Genomic DNA, 24,305 nt, shown 5'->3' on the forward strand with positions numbered 1-24,305 from the left:
TATGTCAGTGCCGGGAATAGGAGTAGTAGAATCCTGCTACTGAAATTGGCCGGTTAACTCATTATCAGCCTGCAAATTTACGGAAAGAGTTGGGTTTGACAAGAAAATGGGGTGAAAAATGCACAAGTTGAGGGATTTTGCGCAAATATCAGTAGGCTCTATATCTGTAAAAAAGGTAATAAAACCGGTAATTTATCTACCTTTCCGTTCCCGTTTCCTCTGTACTTTTGCAGCGTCCGGATGAGGCCTGCACGACGGGCGGCATCGGATAAACAAGTATCGCTACTTAAATGCTATTATAGAATATGTATATTGAAAAAGTAAATTCCCCTGCTGACGTGAAAAAGTTATCAGTCAGCGAAATGAACGGATTGGGTGGAGAAATCCGCCAGGTGTTGTTAAACAAGTTGAGCTCCCACGGAGGACACGTAGGTCCCAACCTGGGAATGGTAGAAGCCACCATAGCCCTGCATTACGTGTTCGATTCACCAACGGACAAGATAGTTTATGACGTGTCCCATCAAAGTTATACCCATAAGATATTGACAGGCCGCCGGGCAGCGTTTATGAATGCAGACGAGTATGACGAAGTCTCCGGATATTCCGAACCGTCGGAAAGCGAGCACGACTTCTTCGTCATCGGGCATACCTCTACCTCCGTCAGTCTGGCAAGCGGGCTTGCCAAGGCGCGTGACTTGAAGGGGGAGACGGGTAATGTGATTGCCGTCATCGGCGATGGCTCGCTAAGTGGTGGCGAAGCCTTCGAAGGATTGAATGTAGGTGCCGAACTGGGCACGAACTTCATCGTCATTGTCAACGACAACCAGATGTCCATTGCCGAGAATCATGGCGGGCTATACCGCAATCTGCAACAGTTGCGCGAAACGGAGGGTCAGGCTCCCTGCAACTATTTTAAGGCAATGGGATATGATTATCTCTATGTGAAGGATGGCAATGACGTGGAGCAATTGATAGAGGCTTTCCGTGAAGTGAAGGACAAGAAGCATCCGGTTGTGGTACATATCAATACCTTGAAAGGTAAGGGATACAAATTGGCGGAAGAGCAGAAAGAACGTTTCCATTACAGTGTTCCGTTCGACCTTGAGACCGGCAATCTGACCGGTGAGCCTGGGAAGGGTGAAGACTATGCCGACCTTACCGCCGGTTATCTGTTGCAGGAGATGAAGAAAGACCCGACTGTGGTGGGTATCACCGCAGGTACACCTACGGTATTTGGCTTTACACCGGAGCGCCGCAAAGAGGCAGGGCGGCAGTTCATTGATATGGGCATTGCCGAAGAGCAGGCTGTTGCCATGGCTTCTGCCATTGCTGCCGGAGGTGGAAAACCGGTATTCGGGGTTTACAGCACCTTTATCCAGCGCGCCTACGACCAGTTGTCCCAGGATCTTTGCATCAACAATAATCCTGCACTGATTCTTGTCTTCTGGGGAAGCTTGTCGAGTATGAATGACGTTACCCATCTTTGTCTTTTCGATATTCCGGTTATCGGCAATATTCCGAATATGGTTTATCTGGCACCTACTTGCCGTGAGGAGTATATGGCAATGCTGGAGTGGGGCATCCGTCAGACGGAACATCCGGTTGCCATTCGCGTGCCGGCCAATGGGGTTGTCCGCAGGAATGTAGAACCAGAGAAGGATTACGGCAAGACGCTGAACCGTTATGAGGTGTCCCATCGTGGAGAGAAGGTCGCCATATTGGGACTGGGCTCTTTCTATCAGTTGGGCGAAGCTGTGGCTGCCCGGTTGAAGGAAGAGAAAGGAGTGGATGCCACGCTTGTCAATCCCCGCTACATCACGGGTGTGGACGAGGCTTTGCTCGATGACCTGAAGCTCGACCATACACTGGTCATTACTCTTGAGGACGGAGTGCTGGACGGTGGCTTTGGCGAGAAGATTGCCCGTTACTACGGTCCGTCGGATATGAAGGTACTGAACTATGGTGTGAAGAAAGAGTTTATCGACTGTTACGATGTGGAGGAACTGTTGAAGAAGAACCGGTTGACGGTTCCGCAGATTGTGGAAGATATCTGTAGGATTTGTTAAGAATTGAAAAGAGGTTGTGTCAAAACGTTGGCACAACCTCTTTTATATTTTAAGTTCTGCTATATTTTCTTTTGGCTATGCTACTTTTTCCTCATGCATTTGGCAGCAAGTTGCTATATTCCAATTATATCGGGTTATAAATAGTCCCATAAACAAATATTTGGCAACTGTAATGAGCCCCTTTCCTTCTTTTATCAGTTTAGCGCACATTTTTTTGATATTAAAGGCTATAGCAAAGAAAGCAAAGTCCATTGTAACCTTGTCTTCTCCCACATGCCGGAATCTTCTGTATGCCATGTTGTATTTCATTTGTCCAAACACAGCTTCTGGTTCTATACACCTCCTGCCTCTATGCTTGATACCTTCTTCTGAGAGCAACCTTTCCCGTGCCTGCCGTTTGTATTGATTTAATCGGTGGTTGACTTCTATAATACGGTTCCCCCGAGCTTTAAAACAACTGCCACGCAAAGGGCAACCTTCGCATCTTTTTGCTTTATACCGGGCACTTTCGGTGATGTATCCGCTCGCTGTCTTGTCACGTTTGGTTCCTATACGGTTCATGTGCTGTCCCATAGGACAAACGTAATAATCCTCTTGGGCATTGTAATGGAGACTTTCGGCATGGAACGGGTTGGGAGTATAACGGGGACGCTGTTCTTTATGGAAGTAATTGTACTTGATGAAGGCTTCTATCCCATTCTCCTGCATGAACCGGTAATTTTCTTCCGAACCGTAACCGGAGTCTGCCACGCAGATATTCGGTAAACGGTTATAGCGGTACTGGAAAGAGTGGAAAAAAGGTATGAGGGTCAGTGTATCGGTAGGGTTGGGAAACAGACGGAAGTCTGTGATAAATTGGTTTTCAGTACCTATTTGCAGATTATATCCGGGTTTGGTCTGCCCGTTCTTCATGGCATCTTCTTTCATGCGCATGAATGTGGCACCAGGATCGGTCTTGGAATAGGAGTTACGTTCTCCAAGGGTATCAAGGTGATTGTCATATTCTATCAGCTTGTCACGATACCCTTCAAGTTCCCTGACCTGCTTCTTCTTTTTGCGCAGGGCTTTCTTTTCTTCCTTATCCTTTGTTGCAGGCTGGCGTTCCAGGGCTTCTTTAAGTTCATCCACTATGTCAGAGAGCCTGCAGGAAGTAAACTCCACGGATGTGTCTTTTATAGAGTTCTCCTGTGCAATGGTTTCATCCACCTGCTCCAAGAGAATACGGATTTTATCCATTAGTCTCGTACGGTTCCGTTCGACTGTCTTGCGCCAGACAAAAGTATATTTGTTGGCTTTGGATTCAATCTTGGTGCCGTCAATATACTCCACATCAAGGCTGATGAAACCTTTATCGGCAAGGACAAAAATCAACTGGGTAAATACATTATTTATTTCCTCCTTTACACGGTTACGAAAACGGTTGATCGTGATAAAATCCGGATGCTCATTACCGGCAAGCCAAATATAATGAATGTCACGAAGGAGGTGCTTCTCTATTTTACGGCAAGAATAGATATTATTCATGTAGGCGTAGATTATCACCTTAAGCATCATTTTAGGATGATAAGGACAACGGCCCGTTTCCTTATAAAGCTTCTTGAAACTCTCAAGATTGAGGTTGTCAATAACAGCATTCACGATGCGGACCGGGTCGTTCGCAGCTATGTTTTCATCAATTCTTTGTGGAAAAAGAACGGTTTGGTTGGGAATGTAAGGACGAAAATGTAACTTTGCCATAACGAAAAACTTTATGCCTAAAGATACGAAAACTTTGGGTAATAACAAAGCCCGGGCTTGAGAAAGTCTGGGCTTTGCGCATAAAAAAAGGCTGTGTCAGCATTTTGACACAACCTCTCTTTTATTTATTTAATACCCAGTTTCTTGGCAATATCCTTAGGTAGTGCATCCTTGTGCACAATGATGTTCATTGTTTTATAGCGCACGAAAGCTTTGGAAGCATACCACAAACCTTTGTACTTTCCGGCTTCACCCCAAGAGTTCTTTACCATATAGTATTCGTTGCCTTCCTGGTCTTTGGCTATACCGTAAATCAGCATACCGTGGTCGTCAGTAGTTTCCCAGTTGTCGTATGCCAGCTGGCGCTCTTCTTGTGTGCACCACTTCTGCGGTTGAGGCTTGCTGTTCAGTTTCTTTTCTTCGGGTTTCATTTTCAGCCAGTGTGCCATGTCAGAACCGCTCAGTTCTTGCACCTTTTCTGCATCGGGCATTACGGCTATACCGTCGCGTGTGAAGCCTTGTTCGCTTACGTCACTACCCCATGCAATGGTGTAACCCTTATTGATAGCGTTGTCAAACACTTCCATCAACTCGTCGATAGGCAAGTTGTAGGAAGAAGCCCAACGCCAGTTGTCTTGTATTTCTAGGACGAACGGCTGGTAGAAGGGATGGTGGGTATAGGAAGTCAGTGAGATATAGTCATCTGCATTCAGTCCGGTAGATTCATAGAAAGACTTCGGAGTATATTCCTTGCCTTTGTAGGTGAACTTCTCGGGACGTTCGCCCAGATAAATATCGTGGATAGCGGTAATGGCTTTCTTCCAGAGCGGGTTCTTGTCTTGGCCTGTTTGCAGGCTGCGGTGTTTTCCCTTGGCAATGGCTACCACTACGGCATCAGATACGGCTGTCAATTCGGTGTGGTTGCTCAGCGTATCGCCATACATAACGCCCGGACGCATTTCCTCTTCGGGCACCAGACCGAAAGTTTTCATACCATAAATTACATCGTAGAACGAACCGCCTTGTGAGAACGAAACGTCACCATGTGTACGCACTGCCTTGTCGGCACGGTCCAGATAGGTGTTGTGTACGATAAACATTTCAGAAAAGTCGTATTCGCCTTTGCCCATGCGGAGCAGTTCGGATTCGATGAATGCCAATCCGGAATAGCACCAGCATGTACCGGCGCGGTTCTGGTTCTTAACAGAAGTGATCGGATTTTCTTTTACGGTCGTAAAGATGAAACCTTCCTCTTTCAGAGTGTCTTGTGCTATTGTGTTTAAACTTAATAAACCCAATGCAGCCATCAGTATTGATTTCTTCATCATAATTAAAATGTTATAGATTTATTGTTGCAACTGCAAATATAGGTAGAATATCGTAAACAAAAGCTATCTTTGAAGCGTTAATTCCGACACTTATGGAGAAAATAATACATATTGATGACCGTAGCGGTCTTGTTTTGGAGGGTGGCGGTATGCGCGGCGTCTTCACTTGCGGTGTGCTCGACAACTTTATGGATCGTGGCATTCGCTTTCCCTATACCATCGGCGTCAGTGCCGGAGCCTGCAACGGACTTTCCTATATGTCCGGTCAGCGCGGGCGTGCCAAGTACAGCAATATCGACTTGTTGGAAAAATACAATTACATCGGATTGAAGTATCTGTTGAAGAAGCGGAATATCATGGATTTCGACTTGTTGTTCCAGGAGTTTCCGGAACACATACTTCCCTACGACTACGAGGCATACTTTCATTGCCCCGAACGCTATGTGATGGTAACTACCAATTGCGAGACGGGCGAAGCGAACTATTTTGAGGAGAAGCGGAGTAAAGAGCGCGTCATTGATATTGTGCGTGCTTCGAGCAGTCTGCCGTTTGTCTGTCCCGTTACCTATGTGGACAACACCCCGATGCTGGATGGAGGTATTGTGGACAGTATCCCTTTGATGCGTGCCCGTCAGGATGGATTTACCAATAATGTGGTAGTATTGACGCGCAATCATGGATACCGTAAGGAAATTCAGGGAACGAAGGTTCCACCTTTTATATATAAGAAATATCCGCTATTGCGTGAAGCTATCAATCGCCGCAGCATTGTCTATAATCAACAGTTGGAGCAGGTGGAACGGATGGAAGCCGCCGGGGAAATTATTGTTATCCGTCCACAGAAGCCGGTAGTGGTAGACCGCATCGAGCGTGACATCAAGAAGCTGACGGAGCTTTATGAAGAAGGATACCGGTGTGCGGAACAGTTTGTTTTTCGTTTTTGATTCTGAGAGAGTATACTATGAGAGCTGGTACAATTAGCATCTGCTCCCATATTGTTTTCATTCTTTTCTATTAATTTGCTGCTAAAGCTAAAGTTTATTTAGCAAAAAACACGCGTAGAATACCTTTAGAAAGGGGATGTATCAAAAATACCACCTTTCGTAACATTTGTTATAGGTGCAAATTCTGGTTTCGCTTAATTTTGCTGACACAAAACTCAATTGCAGAATTGGTTTATTATTAACTTTAAATTGATAGATATGTTGAAAAGCATTAGTCTCAGGCTTTGCACACTAATTGTGCTTCTCTTTGCGGGCATCTCTTCCTTTGCCCAGCAAGTCCAGGTAAAAGGTACTGTCGTTGAAAAATCGAGTGGTGAATCCATTATCGGTGCTTCTGTCATGGAAGTAGGTTCCAACAGTAATGGAACAATTACGGATATTGACGGAAATTTCACTCTGTCTGTAGCTTCCGGTGCCACATTGTCTGTATCCTATATAGGATATAAAACCGTTACAGTAAAGGCACAGCCCATTTTACGCATTGAGTTGACGGAAGATTCCCAGTTGATTGATGAAGTAGTAGTGACCGGCTATATGTCCGAGAAGAAGGCCAGTTTGACTGGTTCGGTAGCTGTGGTCAAGATGAAGGATGTAGCAGATATTCCTACGGGAAATGTGTTGTCGAGCTTGCAGGGACGTGTTGCCGGTATGAACATTACGACTGACGGCACACCGGGCGGTGGAAATACTTCTACATTGGTCCGTGGTAAGTCATCTTTCCGAAATGATGCCAATTCCCCGCTTTATGTCATTGACGGTGTGATGACCCGTGAGAACATCTCGTCTATCCTTTCTTCCAATGATGTAGAATCCATTCAGGTATTGAAGGATGCCGCTTCCGCTTCTATTTATGGTGCACAGGCTGCCAATGGTGTGATTATCATTACTACCAAGCGTGCCAAGAAAGGGGAGACCCGTGTGGATTTTGATATGTCGTTGACTTTGCAGACCTATCAATGTGGTTTTGATATGTTGAATGCAGATGAGTGGGGCCAGGTTTATTGGTCGGCTTATAAGTATGCCAATAATGGAGCTACGCCAAGCAGCGAAATATATGGTAATGGTGCAACTCCCCAACTTCAAGACTATATCGGCCTGAATGGAGCTAAAGTACATGCCGTTGATACGGATTGGCGCGATGTGGTTTATCGCACTGCCTTGATGCAGAATTATAGTGCGACACTTTCAAAGGGCTCTGACAATGGTGCCTTCTCGTTAGCGTTGAACTATCTCGACCATGACGGTCTGGTAGAGAATACGAATTTCCAGCGTATCAATACCCGCATCAGTTCTAACTATCATTATCTTGACAATCGCTTGCGTATCGGCGAGAACGTTGCCATCAATCGTTGGACACAGACCCTCAGTCCGGCCGGTGTAGATGAGAATGCCATCAAACAGCATCCTGCCAAGACGGTTTATGATGAGAATGGCAATTATAACGATGCCATCAATGATGTTTTGGGTGATGCTCCCAATATGGCACGTTTGTTGGAGAATGAAAAACAGAACAAACATGATTACTGGCGTATCTTCGGTAATGCATTCCTTGAAATTGAACCGATTAAGAACCTGGTGCTGAAAACCAATTTCGGTATGAATTATTATGATGAAACCAACAAAACTTTTGAGCCGGCATGGGCACGCGATGAGGTCAATAAGCTGACTCAATCATCCAACAAAAGACTGGATTGGGTATGGACCAATACCGTGACTTATAGCAAAGCTTTTGGAAAGAACAATCTGACTGCACTTCTTGGTACAGAAGCCAAGAAGAACCATTCGGAATCCATGTTCGGTTATGGTACGGGACTGGCTGTAGAAGATGAAGATTATATTTATCTCGACGGTGTGACTGCCGGTAAGAATGTAGGTGCCGGTGCTTCCAATTATGGTATGGTGTCTTACTTTGGTAAAGTGAACTATGATTATGAAGGACGGTATTTGGCCTCTGTTACGGTGCGCCGTGATGCTTCTTCCCGCTTGGCAAAGGGTAATAATGTGGATTACTTCCCTTCAGTGTCGGCAGGCTGGCGCATTTCAAGTGAGAAGTTTATGGAAGCGACCAGGGATTGGTTGGCTGATTTGAAACTACGTGCTTCATGGGGTGTCAATGGTAACGATATTATTGATAATGAGGCTCCCTATACAAAATACTTGATTAGTCTGAAGGATGCAAGCTACAACATGAACGGTGATGGAACGACTTTGGCTCCCGGTGGTTACAAAGTGAGGTCTACCAATCCCGATTTGAAGTGGGAGAGTACAAGACAGCTCAATATCGGTGTGGACGCCGCTTTCCTGAACGGACGTCTGAGTGCTTCTCTCGATTATTTTGATAAGAAGACAAGTGATATGCTTGTGGAGAAACCGTATATCGCTGTCATTGGCGAGGGTGGTTACTGCTGGTATAATGGTGGTACGATGAACAATAAAGGTTTCGAGATGGCACTGACCTGGAATGATAAGGTAAAAGATTTCCAGTATAATGTAGCATTCAACCTTTCATATTACAAAAATGAAGTGACAGAGCTGACGGAAGAAATTTACTATACTTATGGTGGCGGTAATGGGGTTGACAAGACTTTGGTTGGCCAACCGTTCGGTTCATGGATGGGCTTCAAGACAGATGGAGTGTTCCGTACCCAGCAGGAGGTGGATGAGTATAAATCCAAATATAATGTACAGTTTGGCGCTCCCGGAGTAGGACGTATCAAATACGTGGATGCTGACGGTAACGGTACGATTGATACGAACGACCGTGTATGGTTGGGTTCTGACAATCCGAAAGTGATTGCAGGTCTGAATCTTGGGGCATCTTGGAAAGGCTTTGACCTCAGCATGTTCTTCAACGGTATGATTCGTGATGCCTATAACAACTCCAAATATTATACGGATTTATTCCAATGCTGGACCGGTAATCACTCTACCCGCCTGCTCGATGCCATGCATGCTTACGAGAACTTTGAAAAGACGGGTGTTTACAATAGCAGTGTACCTGCTTTGACCACTCTTAACAGCAACAATGAGCACGAAGTATCTGAGTTCTATATTGAAAATGGTTCGTATATCAAGCTGAAAAGTCTGACATTGGGTTACACGCTTCCTAAAGCAGTTCTCGACAAGATGAAGATGCGTCATGCGCGCATTTATTTCCAGGCTCAGAATTTGTTTACGATTACCGGTTATACAGGTGCCGACCCTGAAGGTCTGGGTTATCCTTATCCGTTGCCCCGTACGTTCTCTTTGGGATTATCATTTGGTTTCTAAACTTTAAAACTATACTATCATGAAATTGAAACATTTATATATGCTTGGCGTAGTAGCGCTGATGACTGCAAGCTGTAATGAAGACCGTTTCCTGGATTTGAAGCCCCAGGGTAGCTTGAATGAAGATATTATGACTTCTACAGAAGGTGCCGACCTTTTGGTGAATGCCGCGTATGCAGCTTTGGGTGGTCCCGAAGGACAGAGCTGGAGTGTATGGTGTCATCCTACTTCCAATTGGACCTATGGTGAGGTACGTTCGGATAATGCCTATAAAGGCGGTGGTGGTGTTGGTGACCTTAATGAAGTGCACCGTATGGAGACATTTGATATGGATGCAACCAATGGATTTCTGGACAGCAAGTGGTACCATCTATATTGCAGTGTACAGCGTTGTAACTCTGCATTGCGCGTTCTGAATGCTGCAACAGATGAGCAGGTGAACGGACGTGTATCCCGTATTGCGGAGATGAAAGTGCTTCGTGCCCATTATTACTTTGAATTGAGCCGCCTTTTCAACAAGATACCTTATTTTGATGAGAACGTTGAGATTTCCCAATATCCGGATATTCCGAACAATGAGTTTACCCGTGACGAGATTCTGAGTATGCTGGCCAAGGAGATGCTTGATGCCGCCGAACTGCTTCCTGCATCACAGTCGGAGGTAGGGCGTATTCATAAATATATAGCACTGGCCTATGCGGCTAAAATCAAGCTGTACCAAGCGTATCAGCAAGATGAGACTACGCATGCCGTAACTTCCATCAATAAAGAGCTGCTGAGGGAAGTCGTTTCGCTTTGCGACCAAGTGACTGCCAGCAACCGTTACGGTTTGCTTGACGATTTCCAGGGATTGGATTTAGTAGCTAATGAAAACGGTAAAGAGTCTGTTTTTGCCATTCAATATTCCATGAATGACGGTACCGAAAGTGCCGGCCGCATCAATTGGAGCAATCTGTTGAATTCTCCGGGTGGAGGCAGCCCTTACGGAGGTGACGGTTTCTTCCTGCCCAGCCAAGACCTGATTAATGCTTATCAGACAGATGCAAACGGTCTGCCCGATTTTAATTATCAGTCAAAGTCTGATTATAGTTGGGCGGTATTGAACAATGGGGTTTATACTTTACAAAACACGACTCCCAATGTAGACCCGCGTCTCGATTTTGTTGTGGGCCGTCCTACTATAACTTGGAAAACTTACCCGGACAAACCATGTGAAGGATGGGTGCGTGATAAGGAAACTTATGGCTATAATTGCGCGAAGCGCTTCTGGGTTTCTCCGGAAAGTAGTGATATGTTTAATGGCTGGCCTTGGGGGGCTTCACAGTTGAACTGGCAGATTATACGTTACGCGGATATTCTTCTTTGGAAAGCTGAGGCTCTTATTGAACTCAATGAAGGCAATGGACTCGAAACTGCCCGTGATTTGATTAATCAGATACGCAATCGTGCCCGGAACAGCGCCTATGTAAAGGATTTCAACGACCATTCCAACTATGCGGCCAACTACCTTGTCAATCCTTATCCTGCTGATGTCTGGAATCAGGATTATGCCCGTCAGGCCCTCCGTTGGGAAACACGTCTGGAGAAGGCTTTGGAAGGTGAACGTTTCTTCGACCTGGTCCGTTGGGGCATAGTGGAAACAACCATGAACAAGTACATCGCTGCGGAGTCAGACAATCGCATTTATTATGCCAATGCGCACTTTACGGGTGGAAAGGATGAGTATTATCCGGTTCCGAACAATCAATACGGATTTTCTGGAGGCAAGTATGTACAGAATCCCGGTTATGCTCCGTTCAACTAATTATATTTTGAAATAAAAACGGAAGGGAGGGGAAACAAACGTTTCCCCCTCTTCCTTTAAACAATCTTTTATTATGAAACACTTTGCCTATTCTATATTGGGCTGTCTATTGCTTTCTTTGAATGCAGCTTTTGCTCAAAAAACATGGTCGTTTGATGGGCAGGACCCCTTACTCTCCAGTGACGGCAAGTCATTGTTGAATTTGTACACTATAAAGGAAATACCGGAATTTGTTACCGGAGTCGAAGGTAAAGCCCTTCGTACAGACGGGTATTCCACTTGGATGGATACAACCACGGAAGGAGATGTTTCGTCGTTGTCCGGATGGTTTGCTCTGGAATCTTATCCGACGGATACTGCTGCCTTTATGGGAATCAGAGACATGGCAGGAACATCTGTAGCGGTATGTGTAGACCGTTATGGTGAGCTGCTGTTGGGAATGGGGCAGAATGGCTCATACTCTTACTGTTCATTAAAGACAAAAGTCGACCGTTTCAAGTGGCTGCATGTAGTCCTTGATTTGAATAATGAATCGGTTTGCCTGAATGGGCAGAGGATGAGTGTAGAGGTATGGCCCCGGAACTTGCAAGATGGTGAAATGATGCTTCGGGTAGGTAAGGATTTCAGGGAAAAGAAGGTTTGGATGTACGATGTTACGGCTATAAACGGGTTGATTGACGGGATAAGCCTCACTCCCTTTTCCGATGATTCGTCTGCATGGAGAGACGAGATTGCCTTAGGATTGAAGAAGACTCCGGTTTTGGCTATTCCGGAAACCCGTTTTGCGAAGGACTTCAACCGTCCCCGCTATCATCTGTTACCGGCTGCCAACTGGACGAATGAGACGCATGGTTTACTTCTTTATAAAGGTAAATATCATATATTCAATCAGAAGAATGCTTCTGCAATCTTCCTGGGACAGATAAATTGGGGACATTTCAGCAGTCCCGATATGCTTCATTGGACGGAGGAAAAGCCGGCTTTGACTCCTGATGCTGCTTATGACAAGAATGGAATATGGTCCGGGCATGCTGTTATCAATGATGACGGTATCCCCCAGCTGATATACACAGCCGGTGGAGACAAGATGGGAGTGGGTATTGCTTTTCCAAAAGATACTGCGTTGATAGAATGGGAGAAATATGCGGGTAATCCGGTTATTGCCGAGAAGCCTGCCGGATATACCCGTACGGACATGCGTGACCAGTATGTCTGGAAAGAGGGTGATGTCTGGTATATGATTATCGGTTTCGGCATTGAGCAGACCGATACACCCCACGGGGCTTTGCTGCTTTATAAATCGGCGGACTTGAAGAGATGGGATTTTGTACATTTGCTGTTTGAGGGCAATCCGGAAGTGGATGACTCCGGTATTTTCTGGGAAATGCCGGTCTTTAAGAAGATGGGCGGCAAGTATGTTCTTTTGGTGAATAGGGTTCCTCATAAAGGCATACCTGCGCGTTGCCAGTATTGGATAGGAGATTTCAAGAATGAAAAGTTTATACCGGACAACCCAGTCCCTCAAAATCTGGAGGTCATCAACCGCTTGCTGTCCCCCTCTGTTGTTGAGACTCCGGAAGGGGATGTTGCTGCCATTGCCATTATACCCGATGAAATAGGAGGGGAGGCCACTTATGAACAAGGATGGGCACATCTCTACAGTATGCCCAGAAGATGGCAGCTGAAAGATGGGAAACTATGCCAAATACCCCATCCCGTGATGAAACAATTGCGTGAACAACCGACGGTTTATTCCAGAAAGGCATTGACTGCTGCGAAACCGCGCATTGTGAGCAGAAGGGAACATCAGCTTGAAGTCAAGGCGACTTTTTATCCCGGTGACGCAAAACGGTTTGGATTTACATTGTGTAAGAATCCGGATAATAGCGAATATAGCCTGATTTATTATGATGTGGAAAAGGAGGAACTTATTGTGGACCAGACGCATTCTTCCTTGCGTGCACACATTCCTTTGAAGCTCCGCAGGGATCGGTATCGGTTGGATACAACCAAGCCGGTGGAGATTCGTCTGTTTATAGACGGTTCTGTGGTGGAAGGATTTATTAATGATGAGGATGCATTCACCACAAGAATCTTTCCTCTGAAAGAAAACAGTACGCTATTGGAACTATTCTCTGACGGAAATACAACGGAAGTTGCTGCCGAAGTTTGGAGACTGAAAGATGCAAGGGTAAAGATGAACTTTTAATGAAAATACAGAAAATGAAGATACCGACTATATTGGGTGCACTTTTAGTGGCAGGAACATTGTCTGCCGGTGCACAAATGAATTCAGACAGTTTATACAAAGAGCCTTATCGTCCTCAGTATCATTTCAGTCCGGAGAAGGGATGGATTGGTGACCCCTCGGGATTCATGTACTATCAGGGTAAATATCATATGTACTGGTGGGGCAAAGTCGAATCTACAGATTTGGTACATTACCAACAGATAACCCCTTATGCCATGACCGGAGCGGATGACAATATCAGTTACTTCACCGGTTCTGCAGTCATAGACAAGAACAACACTGCCGGTTTCGGCAAGGGTGCTTATGTGGCGGCTTACACCGTTTTTGAGAAGGACTCCAAGAAACAAGCGCAGGGCATCTCTTTCAGTCATGACGGAAAGACATTTCATTATTACGAAGGTAACCCGGTTCTGGACCTTTGGAGTATGGAATTCAGGGACCCTACCGTCTTCTGGCACGAGCCGACTCAAAAATGGGTGATGGTTGTAGCCAAGGCCCTGGAGAAGAAAATCAAGTTTTATACCTCTCCTGATTTGAAGAACTGGACTTGGACCAGTGATTTCGGCCCTGCCGGTGACAGTGAAAAGTCTTGGGAGTGCCCGGATTTATTCCAGTTGTCGGTTGACGGGGATTCTGACAAGAAAAGGTGGGTGATGGTCGTATCTGTAAACTGGGCGCAAGAACAATACTTTATAGGAGACTTCGACGGCACTTCTTTTAAGCTGATGGATAACCATCCTGCAGAGCCTCTATATGTGGACAAAGGGCTGGACTTTTATGCATCCCGTACATTTCAGGATTTTGACGGAACGTTGGATTCCAAAATTTCGATGGGCTGGGTTGCAACCTGGGACTATGCACCGGTAGCTCCATCGAAGTATGGGAAGGGCTTTTGGTCCATTCCCCGCAACCTGGAACTGAAGACATACAAGGAAGGCGTGAGGCTGGTGCAGAAGCCGGTGGAACAGTTGCAAACACTTCGCTATAAGCCTGCATCGGTGAAACGTGCTTTATCGGTGGGGACACAGAGGTTACCCGGCTTTGTTCCCGATGAGAATGTCTACGAACTCGATGCTTCGTTTTCTACTGACGTATCCAACACCTTTGGCTTGAATTTGTGTGTGGGTGAAGGGCGCAAAGTGGTGGTCAGCTATGATACGGATTCACATAATCTGGTGATTGACCGTACCCATTGCTCCGATGTGCAGATTCCTAAATTCAGCCGTATGGCATATGCCAGGGTGGAACCGGTAGATAATAAGATACATTTGCATATATTTGTAGACAAATCGAGTATTGAAATCTTTGCCAATGACGGGAAGGATGTATTCACATTATTAACCTATCCGGGCGAGGCTCAAACCGGTATCGAACTTTTTGCGCAGAAGAAGGGGACGAAGATGGAGTTGGATGCCTGGATGCTTAAATCAATATGGAGATGAGGAATTTATTGTTTGCATTGCTGCTTTTGCCTTTGATGGCTTCTTGTGTGAAGGATGCGGCACAAGTGACTTTGGACTCTTTGTTGGACGAAATGATATCCGTAGAAGAATCCGCACGTTATCCGCTGGTGCCATACCGTTGCCTGCAAGTCAGCAGTTATGACCGTTCCTCCGTGTCTCCCGATTCGTCGGGATGGTTTGCCAACAATGATGGTTATGGCATTGTCCGCATGGATACGGTTGATGGAAGAGTGGAACGTGTGATGTTCGATGAAAAGGGGCCTGGGGCCATTACCCGTATCTGGATAACCACAGTTGACAAGCGTGGGACTTGGAGATTTTACTTTGATGGGGAAAGTACTCCCGGATGGATAATTCCTGCCTATGATTTGATGCGCTTCGGAGTACCCGGATTGGGTAGGGGACTGTTGCAGCCCCACACTAGCTATACTCCGGACGGGAAAGGCGGAAATACTCTGTTTCTGCCCATCCCTTTTGCCCGGAGCTGTAAAATTACATTTGAAGACGAACCGGGCATTGCGCCTACTCCCAAATACTATCACATCAATTATCGAAAGTATCCCGAAGGAACTTCTGTGGAAACCTTTTCTGCGGAATCCGTAGCCCGCGCCGGCAAAAGGATTTCTGAGGTAGATGATGCCTTGCTGCATCCTGCATCCCATTCCGGTTTGCAGATGGACAAGAAGCGGCAGGTGCTCCAGCCGGGTGATTCTTTGTGGATTGACCTGCCGCAAGGGGAAAATGCGGTTTATGAAATCAGTTTTCAGCTTGCGAATGCAGATTCTACGGCTTATGTCCAACTGATGCGCAATCTTATATTCAAGGCTGATTTTGATGGCCGGTCTACAGTTTGGGTTCCTCTTTCGGATTATTCGGGAGGGGGTATGGGAGCTCCGGCTGTTGATAGCTGGTTCTTGTCTGCCGACGGACAAGGCAAGGTGGTGAGCCGCTGGCTGATGCCCTACAAGACAGAAGGCAGATTATTGTTACAGAACATCTCCGCACACACTGCAGACGTGAGTATGGAAGTGGGAACGGCACCTTTGCCGTGGGGAGAGCGTTCCCTCTATTTCCATGCTTCCTGGCGCCAGCAGACTGGGCTTCCGCTTTATGAGCGTCCGGATGATGATGCAAATTGCCGGGAATGGAATTTTGCCACATTGACCGGACGGGGCATATACAAAGGGGATGTCCTGACTCTGTATAACCACTCGCGTGCCTGGTACGGAGAAGGGGATGAAAAAATTTGGGTGGATGAGGATTCCTTTCCGTCTCATTTCGGTACCGGAACAGAAGATTACTACAATAGTTCATGGGCTCCGGTCGTAATATTCCAAACGCCTTTTGGTGGTGCTCCCCGTGCCGACCAGGCGAGTTCTCACGGTTATAACACCTTCTTCCGTACCCGGAATCTGGATGGCATTCCGTTTTCTTCGCTTCTTCGTTTCGATATTGAGCTGTTGAGTTGGGTGAGTGGGACAGTGGATTATGCAACTACTGTTTATTGGTATGGAGATGCGGTTGCCAAAGCTGTCGGAACGTCCGGAAGGGAGGAGGCAATAAAGGAATTGCTGCCTATTCCTGCCGATTTGTCTAAATATCGTAGGAAGAACAGCATTGAGTTTGAAGATAAGGTGCCGGTTGCCGCTTCTCCGTCCATTCGTTTAGACAAGCAGAGCATGCTTGGCTTTGTTGATGGCCAATGGAGTGGTGGAACCCAACTTCTTTGCATCGGTGGAAAGCCGGGGGACTTTGTGGAGTTCGAGTTTGACCGGCTGGAGAACCGCTCTTATAAAATTGCCGTTTATGCGACTAAAGCAGCGGATTATGGTATTGTCTCTTTCTTTGTGAACGGAAAGGACACGCAGGTCTGCCTTGACGGATATGATGCAAAAGTTACACTTTGCGGTCCCGTCGTTTTGGGCTCCTTTACCCCGGTTGATGGAAAGATAACATTGAGGGCTGTCATATCGGGAACTAATCCACAGACCGTGGGAGAACGCTGTCTGGTAGGCTTGGATTGTATTATTTTAGACTGAATGTAACATTTGTAGTATGCTTTGAAACAAAAAAGATAGTCTCCTGCTGCTTGGTGGCGTATCTTTGCATGGTAGAAAAACATAATTAATTTAATACCAACAGAAACATGATTCATTTAAAAGACTTTTGGCGGACAATCAGAAGAACGCTTACCGTATTTATATTAGGAACTACCGTGGCTGTCTTCACATGCCAGGCCATAAATCCTCCTTTCGTGATTAAACATCTGGGTGACGGACAGAGTATCGTCCAAATTGACGAGCAGAAGAAGTTTTTGCTGCTGCCGGTGGAAGAGGCTTCTCCGGAGGCAAAATTGTATATGATAGCGGACAATGATGTTGTACGCAGTATGAACGTGCGATTGGCAGTCAATAAGGTTGACTATTTTGTTCCGGTCGATTTGACCGGCTTCGATAATAAACATCTCTCTTTCAACTTCCAGCTTATTCCGGATTCGGCCTTATGCTGGGAAGAAATGAAACTGTCGGATGAATTCGATGTTTCGAACCGGGAGAAATTCCGTCCGGTGTATCATTTCAGCCCGGCTTACGGTTGGATGAATGATCCTAACGGAATGTTCTACAAAGACGGGGTCTACCATTTGTTCTACCAGCATAATCCCTACGGCTCCATGTGGGGGAACATGCATTGGGGACATGCCACCAGTACGGACCTCGTCACTTGGGAACATCACGGAGATGCTATTTCGCCCGATGCGCTGGGAACAATTTTCAGTGGCTCTTGTGTTGTCGACAAGGATAATACGGCCGGGTTCGGTGCCGGTGCCGTCATTGCTTTCTATACATCGGCAAGCGACCGCCAAGTGCAGAGCATGGCCTATAGCCTTGACAACGGAAAGACCTTCAAGAAGTATGCGCGAAATCCCATCCTGACTTCCACGCAGCGCGACTTCCGTGACCCTAAAGTCATCTGGCACGAAGATACCAAGAAATGGATCATGGTTCTTGCCGTAGGGCAGGAAATGGAGATATACTCTTCTGCCGACCTGAAGAACTGGACGCTGGAGAGCAAATTCGGTGAAGGACAAGGTGCTCACGGCGGAGTCTGGGAGTGTCCCGACCTGCTTGAACTGCCGGTTGAAGGTACGGAACTGAAGAAGTGGGTACTCGTCTGTAACCTCAATCCGGGTGGACCGTTCGGTGGCTCTGCCACACAATATTTCGTGGGGACATTTGACGGAAAGAGATTCGTGAACGAGTCTCCCGCAGTGACGAAATGGATGGACTGGGGAAAAGACCATTATGCAACTGTCACTTGGAGCAATGCTCCTGCAGGACGTGCCATTGCATTGGCATGGATGAGCAACTGGCAATATGCCAACGATGTGCCCACCCGCCAATACCGTAGTGCCAACTCCGTGCCGCGCGACCTTTCGCTCTATACCTCGGAGGGTGAAACCTATGTAAAGGTAACCCCGTCTCCCGAATTGCTGAAACTGAGGGATAAAGGCAGCAAGAAGCGTGCTTTCAAGGTAGACCGCACGTATAATCTGGACAAACTGCTGAATGACAATTCCGGAACGTATGAAATCGAAATGACCATCAAGAACAAGGATGCGGATGTGATAGGATTCCAGCTCTTTAACTCGAAAGGCGAGGAGGTGGAGATGTACTATAATCTGGCGGAAAAGACGTTCACCATGGACCGTACCAAGAGTGGCGAGGTGACGTTCAGCAAGGACTTCCCTGCAGTGACCGTGGCTCCTGTCGAGGGTGGCAATGAAATGAAAATCCGCTTGTTCGTAGACAAGTCGAGCATTGAAGCGTTTGGCAACGACGGACGTTTTGCCATGACAAATCTTGTATTCCCGTCGGAACCTTACAACCGCATCAGTTTCTATGCTAAAGGTGGAAGCTGCAATGTCACCTCGTTTACTGTGTACAAACTCGGATTAAAATAACAGATAATAATCTTCAGCATGGAAAATACTAAGAATTCTTCTTTGGCAAAGCTCTTTCCGGTCATGCTTTGCTTCTTCGCCATGGGCTTTGTGGATTTGGTGGGCATCGCCTCCAACTACGTGAAGGCCGACTTGAACCTGACCGACTCGCAAGCCAACATATTCCCGTCTCTGGTGTTCTTCTGGTTCCTCATCTTCTCCGTACCTACGGGTATGCTGATGAACCGCATCGGACGCAAGAAGACGGTGCTTCTCAGCCTTGTCATCACGTTTGCCTCTTTGCTTCTCCCGGTTTTCGGAGACGGCTACGTGCTGATGCTGCTCTCGTTCTCATTGCTGGGCATCGGCAATGCGCTGATGCAAACGTCGCTCAACCCGCTGCTTTCCAATATCGTAAGCGGCGAGCGGCTGGCAAGTTCGCTCACCTTCGGACAGTTTGTAAAAGCCATTGCTTCGTTTCTGGCTCCATACATCGCCATGTGGGGAGCTACGCAGGCCATTCCGTCTCTGGGCATGGGCTGGAGGGTGCTGTTCCCGGTCTATATGGTCATTGCGGTGATTGCCATTCTCTGGCTGAGCGGTACTTCCATCCGCGAGGAAAAGGAAGAGGGACGCCCTTCCACCTTCGGGGAGTGCCTCGCTCTGCTGGGCAAGCCGTTTATCTTTCTCTGCTTCCTGGGCATCATGTGCCATGTGGGCATTGATGTAGGTACGAATACCACAGCGCCCAAAATCCTGATGGAGCGTCTGGGCATGACGCTGGCCGATGCCGGCTTTGCCACCAGCCTTTACTTCATCTTCCGCACGGCGGGTTGCTTTCTCGGCGCCTTCATCCTTCAGAAGATGGCTCCCCGAACCTTCTTCGGCATCAGCGTGTTATGTATGTTGGCTGCGATGGTAGGGTTGTTCGTTTTCCATGAAAAGGCAATGATATACATCTGCATTGCCCTTATCGGTTTCGGCAATTCGAACATCTTTCCGGTTATCTTCTCCCAAGCGTTGCTTGCTATGCCACAAAAGAAGAACGAGGTTTCCGGCTTGATGATTATGGGGCTCTTCGGCGGTACGGTATTTCCGATAGCAATGGGCTTGGCAAGTGATGCTGTAGGACAAAGCGGTGCCGTGGCTGTAATGACGGTGGGGGTAGTGTACTTGTTCTTCTATATGCTGCGTATGAAGCGGTAATCTTTGTTCGCAGGCTGCGGACACATATCCCAAGGCTGCGGATATCTGTCCCAAGGTTGCGGATGTCTATCCCAAGCCTTGGGATAGAGATAATCCTTAGTTCTTAGAGACTTTTTAATAGATAATTGGCAACTTTTCATTCTATAGTTAGGAACTTTTTTATTAGGTTTGCAGCGGGTAGGACATTGAGTTTGCCGTGAATAAAATATATCATTCATTAAACAATATAATATTATGAATAAGATAATAGTAGGTATGGGCGAGGCTCTGTGGGACTGCCTCCCCGAAGGAAAGAAGATAGGCGGTGCTCCGGCAAACTTTGCTTACCATGCATCGCAGTTTGGTTTCGACAGCCGTGTGGTCAGTGCCGTAGGTGCCGATGCGGATGGGGACGAGATTCTGGATGTGTTCGCCCGGAAGGGGCTGCGCACGCAGATTGAGCGCGTGCCTTACCCCACGGGAACGGTGCAGGTGACGCTCGATGCCGTGGGCGTGCCGTGCTATGAGATAAAAGAAGGCGTGGCCTGGGACAACATTCCCTTTACCGACGAACTGAAGCGTCTGGCACTGAACACGCGTGCCGTATGTTTCGGCTCTTTGGCGCAACGCAGTGAAACAAGCCGCATCACCATCAACCGTTTTCTCGACACGATGCCCGATGCGGAGGGGCAACTGAAGATATTCGACATCAATCTCCGCCAAGGGTTCTATACCAAAGAGATACTCTGCGAATCCATGCGCCGCTGCAACATCCTCAAGATAAACGATGAGGAGCTGGTGACCATCAGCCGTATTTTCGGCTACCCGGGCATCGACTTGCAGGACAAATGCTGGATTCTGCTGGCCAAGTATAACCTGAAGATGCTTATCTTGACTTGCGGAACGAACGGCAGCTATGTGTTCACTCCGGGAGTGGTTTCCTTCCAGGAGACGCCCAAGGTACCGGTGGCGGACACCGTTGGAGCCGGTGACTCGTTCACGGCAGCCTTCACCGCTGCCATTCTCAGCGGGAAGCAGGTGCCCGATGCCCATAAACTGGCGGTGGAAGTCTCTGCCTATGTATGTACCCAGAGCGGTGCCATGCCGGAATTGCCGGTGGCCTTGAAAGAAAGGCTGGCATAGATTTTTCTTATTCTTTTCACATTTTTCGTTATCTTTGCTCATCTGCAATCTTAAATCAGAGGAAAGTGAAGATGAGACAGCATAACCTTCGGATTTTATTCTTTCTGCTCGTGCTTTGGGGAGTGGCGGTTGCCTGCTCCCGGCGCGAGGCACGTTTCCGTATCGGCGTTTCCCAATGTAGCGAGGATGAATGGCGGCGCCAGATGAACAGTGAGATACTCCGTGAAGCCCATTTCTACGAGGATGTGGAGGTGGACATCCGTACTGCCGTCGACGATAATGACCGTCAGGCAAAAGATATTCGTGAACTGATAGCCGAAGGGGTGGACCTGCTGATTGTGGCCCCTAATGAAGCCACTCCGATAACTCCGGTTGTGGAGGAGGCATACAACCGGGGCATTCCGGTGATTGTAGTGGACCGTAAAATCCTTTCGGACAAATACACGGCCTACGTCGGTGCAGACAACTACGAGATAGGGAAAGCTGTGGGAGAGTATGTGGCCAATGTGCTGCATGGGCAGGGAGATGTGGTGGAAATCTCCGGTTTGGTGGGTTCCACACCTGCCGTAGACCGTCATCAAGGATTTGTGAAGGCTATATCCGATTATCCTGGTATCCGGTTGCTGGCCGCTGAAGACGGTGCCTGGTTGCAACTCAAGGCCGGAGAGAAAATGGATACCCTGCTGAGCCGCTTTCCGCATATCAACCTGGTGTATGCGCAGAATGACCGTATGGCGGCCGGAGCCTATGCTGCCGCTGCCCGCAAGGGGCGGGAGAAGGAAATGCGGTTTATCGGCATAGACGCCCTGCCCGGCAAAGACTACGGAGTGGAGAAAGTGCTTGCCGGCGAACTGGATGCCACGTTTATATATCCTACCGGTGGCGACCGCGTGATGCAGATTGCCATGGATATCCTGAACAAGCGTGATTTCCCCCGTGAAACTATCCTGGGCACTTCCGTCGTCGACCGCGACAATGCTCTCATCATGAAGATGCAGACCGCCCACATCGGCACCCTGGATGGAAAGATAGAAACCCTGAACGGAAAGATAAACCAGTATTTGGCCAGTTATGCCACGCAGCAGGTTGTCTTGTACGGCAGTCTGTCTGCCCTATTGTTGCTGGTCGGCTTGTTGGTGGCTGTCTACCTCTCCTTGCGTGCCAAGAACCGGTTGAACCGTGAGCTGTCCATGCAGAAAAAGAAACTGGAGGAACAGAAAACCCAGTTGATACAGCAGAAGGAACTGTTGGAAGTGCAGAAGTCGCAGTTGGAACAGCTTTCCCATGAACTGGAGGAGGCTACGCATGCCAAGCTGGTGTTCTTCACGAATATTTCACACGATTTCCGTACTCCGCTGACGCTGATAGCCGATCCCATAGAGCAGCTTCTTGCCAACCGCACCCTCGACGGACAGCCGCGCCAGCTCCTCGAGCTGATGAAAAAGAATGTACATATCCTGCTTCGCCTGGTCAACCAGATACTTGATTTCCGGAAGGTGGAGAACGGGCGCATGGAGCTCCATCTCGAACCTTTTGATTTGCTCGACAGCTTCCGGGGCTGGAACGACTCTTTCCGCATGGCGTTGCTGAAGAAACATATTGCTTTCAGCTTTGAGGCATCTCCCGATACGGACTTCCGGATGATGGCGGATGCGGAGAAGATGGAGCGCATTTACTTCAATCTCTTCTCCAATGCCGTGAAGTATACGCCGGAGAACGGGAAAATCACCGTACGGTTGTTAAAGTCGGAACAGAACTACAGTCTGTCCGTCTTCAATTCCGGCAGCTACATTTCTTCGACCGATGTGGAAGCCATCTTCGAGCGCTTCTATCAAGTGGACGGGCATCAAGCCGGTACCGGTATCGGACTGGCGCTGGTACGTGCCTTTGTAGAGATGCATGGCGGTAACATTACGGCACGCAGTGACGAGAAAGGCACTACTTTCATCGTTACTTTCCCGCAGCAGGATGTTTCGCAGTACCATCCCACCATAGTGACGTTGCCTGCCGAAGAGAAGGACGTGTCGTCCACCCTGATAGATACGGAAGTGAAGGCATGCGAAGAGGTGGTTGAGGCTGATTGTCCTACTGTGCTGGTAATTGACGATAATGCGGATATTCGCAACTATGTGAAGTCACTTCTGTCGAACGAGTTCCGTGTATTGGATGCTGCGGACGGGACAGAGGGTATCCGGCTGGCCATGAAGTATGTGCCGGATGTGATTATCTCCGATGTAATGATGCCCGGTATGGATGGTGTGGAATGCTGCCGCCGCTTGAAGGGGGAGTTGCAGACATGCCATATCCCGGTGATTCTGCTGACGGCCTGCTCGCTGGACGAACAGCGTATCCAGGGCTATGATGGCGGTGCCGATTCTTATATTTCCAAACCATTCAATTCGCAGTTGCTCTTGTCTCGTGTCCGCAATCTCATTGCAAACCGCCGTCAGTTGAGGCAGTTCTTCGGAGATAACCAGACTATTGAGAAGGAAACCATCAGTGATTTGGATAAGGGTTTTGTCTCCCGCTTCAAATCGCTTGTCGAGGAGAGGATGAAAGATGCGGAACTCAATGTGGAGGATTTGGGACGGAATATGGGTATGAGCCGTGTGCAGCTTTACCGTAAGCTGAAATCGCTGACCAACTATTCGCCGAATGAGCTGCTGCGCCAGATGAGGTTGAAAAAGGCTGCCTCACTGCTTGCCTCCTCTGATATGACAGTAGCGGAGATTGCTTATGAAGTGGGCTTTTCGTCACCTTCCTATTTCACAAAATGCTATAAGGAACAGTTTGGGGAGAGTCCTACCGAGTTTCTGAAAAGAAGGGGATAACTATTGCCTATCCCCTTGTTCTTAATACACGTTTGTTTACTTCTGTTTGATGATACCGGAACTTATTTCAGTATTTGGGGCAGGTTTTCTCTTCCCCAGAAGTAGTAAACACAGATTCCAATCCAGCTTGTGAGCAGGATGATGATTGCGACCAAGAGCTTCTTTACTCCGTCTACCGGCCATCTCATGATTTCGAGTACAGCCTTGACTGCAAGGACCACCCCAATAACCCAAATAATAAATCCGATCATAACTTTTTGATATTTAATGTTTTTATTTAAAA

General features: G+C 47.5%; 14 protein-coding genes. 11 read left to right on the top strand and 3 right to left on the bottom strand.

What is annotated here, in order from left to right:
- The first annotated feature begins 305 nt into the window (after nucleotides 1–305).
- Nucleotides 306–2,066, top strand: a complete 1,761-nt coding sequence (locus tag H1A11_RS01915; protein WP_181757641.1) for a 1-deoxy-D-xylulose-5-phosphate synthase — start codon at nucleotides 306–308, stop codon at nucleotides 2,064–2,066.
- Nucleotides 2,067–2,141: 75 nt separating this feature from the next.
- On the opposite strand, the gene H1A11_RS01920 is transcribed toward H1A11_RS01915, so the two are convergent.
- Entirely contained in the window at nucleotides 2,142–3,803 is a 1,662-nt protein-coding gene (locus tag H1A11_RS01920; RefSeq protein WP_061411457.1) for an IS1182 family transposase, read from the bottom strand.
- Nucleotides 3,804–3,928: 125 nt separating this feature from the next.
- Nucleotides 3,929–5,128, bottom strand: coding sequence for an aminopeptidase C (locus tag H1A11_RS01925; RefSeq protein ID WP_181758067.1), 1,200 nt, complete (start codon nucleotides 5,126–5,128; stop codon nucleotides 3,929–3,931).
- 95 nt (nucleotides 5,129–5,223) lie between these two features.
- Between H1A11_RS01925 and H1A11_RS01930 the strand changes: the two genes are divergently transcribed.
- The 10 genes from H1A11_RS01930 (at nucleotide 5,224) to H1A11_RS01975 (ending at nucleotide 24,022) form a co-directional block, all read left to right on the top strand.
- The gene (locus H1A11_RS01930; RefSeq protein ID WP_061411208.1) at nucleotides 5,224–6,075 is read left to right on the top strand and encodes a patatin family protein; all 852 of its coding nucleotides are present in this window, start codon (nucleotides 5,224–5,226) and stop codon (nucleotides 6,073–6,075) included.
- 258 nt (nucleotides 6,076–6,333) lie between these two features.
- Nucleotides 6,334–9,405, top strand: coding sequence for a TonB-dependent receptor (locus H1A11_RS01935; RefSeq protein ID WP_181757642.1), 3,072 nt, complete (start codon nucleotides 6,334–6,336; stop codon nucleotides 9,403–9,405).
- 19 nt (nucleotides 9,406–9,424) lie between these two features.
- The gene (locus H1A11_RS01940) at nucleotides 9,425–11,209 is read left to right on the top strand and encodes a RagB/SusD family nutrient uptake outer membrane protein (protein WP_138344726.1); all 1,785 of its coding nucleotides are present in this window, start codon (nucleotides 9,425–9,427) and stop codon (nucleotides 11,207–11,209) included.
- Nucleotides 11,210–11,282: 73 nt separating this feature from the next.
- The gene (locus H1A11_RS01945; protein ID WP_181757643.1) at nucleotides 11,283–13,418 is read left to right on the top strand and encodes a glycoside hydrolase family 32 protein; all 2,136 of its coding nucleotides are present in this window, start codon (nucleotides 11,283–11,285) and stop codon (nucleotides 13,416–13,418) included.
- Nucleotides 13,418–14,902 (top strand): glycoside hydrolase family 32 protein, encoded by a 1,485-nt coding sequence (locus H1A11_RS01950; protein WP_181757644.1) that lies wholly within the window; start codon nucleotides 13,418–13,420, stop codon nucleotides 14,900–14,902. The genes H1A11_RS01945 and H1A11_RS01950 overlap by 1 nt, the downstream gene beginning before the upstream one ends.
- Nucleotides 14,903–14,937: 35 nt before the next feature.
- On the top strand, nucleotides 14,938–16,962 hold the full coding sequence (locus tag H1A11_RS01955; protein WP_255461558.1) for a glycoside hydrolase family 172 protein: 2,025 nt from the start codon (nucleotides 14,938–14,940) through the stop codon (nucleotides 16,960–16,962).
- 107 nt (nucleotides 16,963–17,069) lie between these two features.
- Complete coding sequence (locus H1A11_RS01960) at nucleotides 17,070–18,884, top strand: GH32 C-terminal domain-containing protein (RefSeq protein WP_181757646.1); 1,815 nt, start codon at nucleotides 17,070–17,072, stop codon at nucleotides 18,882–18,884.
- Nucleotides 18,885–18,902: 18 nt separating this feature from the next.
- Nucleotides 18,903–20,069, top strand: coding sequence for an MFS transporter (locus tag H1A11_RS01965; RefSeq protein WP_035449592.1), 1,167 nt, complete (start codon nucleotides 18,903–18,905; stop codon nucleotides 20,067–20,069).
- Between the two features lie 234 nt (nucleotides 20,070–20,303).
- Nucleotides 20,304–21,191 carry a carbohydrate kinase gene (locus tag H1A11_RS01970; protein WP_005826288.1) on the top strand — a complete coding sequence of 296 codons (888 nt, stop codon included), beginning with the start codon at nucleotides 20,304–20,306 and terminating at the stop codon, nucleotides 21,189–21,191.
- A 71-nt stretch (nucleotides 21,192–21,262) separates the two neighbouring features.
- Nucleotides 21,263–24,022 carry a substrate-binding domain-containing protein gene (locus H1A11_RS01975; protein WP_181757647.1) on the top strand — a complete coding sequence of 920 codons (2,760 nt, stop codon included), beginning with the start codon at nucleotides 21,263–21,265 and terminating at the stop codon, nucleotides 24,020–24,022.
- A gap of 62 nt (nucleotides 24,023–24,084) precedes the next feature.
- Here H1A11_RS01975 and H1A11_RS01980 read toward each other — a convergent pair whose 3' ends face one another.
- Nucleotides 24,085–24,273 (bottom strand): hypothetical protein, encoded by a 189-nt coding sequence (locus H1A11_RS01980; protein ID WP_117601458.1) that lies wholly within the window; start codon nucleotides 24,271–24,273, stop codon nucleotides 24,085–24,087.
- Between the last annotated feature and the right edge of the window lie 32 nt (nucleotides 24,274–24,305).

Origin of the sequence: Bacteroides sp. CACC 737 (assembly GCF_013874375.1) — a bacterium.
In the GTDB taxonomy this organism is placed as follows: Bacteria; Bacteroidota; Bacteroidia; order Bacteroidales; family Bacteroidaceae; genus Bacteroides; species Bacteroides uniformis.

Bases quoted from the DNA above. Each gene is read 5' to 3' on its own strand.
- H1A11_RS01915 (WP_181757641.1), top strand. From the start codon at position 306: ATGTATATTGAAAAAGTAAATTCCCCTGCTGACGTGAAAAAGTTATCA.
- H1A11_RS01920 (WP_061411457.1), bottom strand. From the start codon at position 3,803: ATGGCAAAGTTACATTTTCGTCCTTACATTCCCAACCAAACCGTTCTT.
- H1A11_RS01925 (WP_181758067.1), bottom strand. From the start codon at position 5,128: ATGAAGAAATCAATACTGATGGCTGCATTGGGTTTATTAAGTTTAAAC.
- H1A11_RS01930 (WP_061411208.1), top strand. From the start codon at position 5,224: ATGGAGAAAATAATACATATTGATGACCGTAGCGGTCTTGTTTTGGAG.
- H1A11_RS01935 (WP_181757642.1), top strand. From the start codon at position 6,334: ATGTTGAAAAGCATTAGTCTCAGGCTTTGCACACTAATTGTGCTTCTC.
- H1A11_RS01940 (WP_138344726.1), top strand. From the start codon at position 9,425: ATGAAATTGAAACATTTATATATGCTTGGCGTAGTAGCGCTGATGACT.
- H1A11_RS01945 (WP_181757643.1), top strand. From the start codon at position 11,283: ATGAAACACTTTGCCTATTCTATATTGGGCTGTCTATTGCTTTCTTTG.
- H1A11_RS01950 (WP_181757644.1), top strand. From the start codon at position 13,418: ATGAAAATACAGAAAATGAAGATACCGACTATATTGGGTGCACTTTTA.
- H1A11_RS01955 (WP_255461558.1), top strand. From the start codon at position 14,938: ATGGCTTCTTGTGTGAAGGATGCGGCACAAGTGACTTTGGACTCTTTG.
- H1A11_RS01960 (WP_181757646.1), top strand. From the start codon at position 17,070: ATGATTCATTTAAAAGACTTTTGGCGGACAATCAGAAGAACGCTTACC.
- H1A11_RS01965 (WP_035449592.1), top strand. From the start codon at position 18,903: ATGGAAAATACTAAGAATTCTTCTTTGGCAAAGCTCTTTCCGGTCATG.
- H1A11_RS01970 (WP_005826288.1), top strand. From the start codon at position 20,304: ATGAATAAGATAATAGTAGGTATGGGCGAGGCTCTGTGGGACTGCCTC.
- H1A11_RS01975 (WP_181757647.1), top strand. From the start codon at position 21,263: ATGAGACAGCATAACCTTCGGATTTTATTCTTTCTGCTCGTGCTTTGG.
- H1A11_RS01980 (WP_117601458.1), bottom strand. From the start codon at position 24,273: ATGATCGGATTTATTATTTGGGTTATTGGGGTGGTCCTTGCAGTCAAG.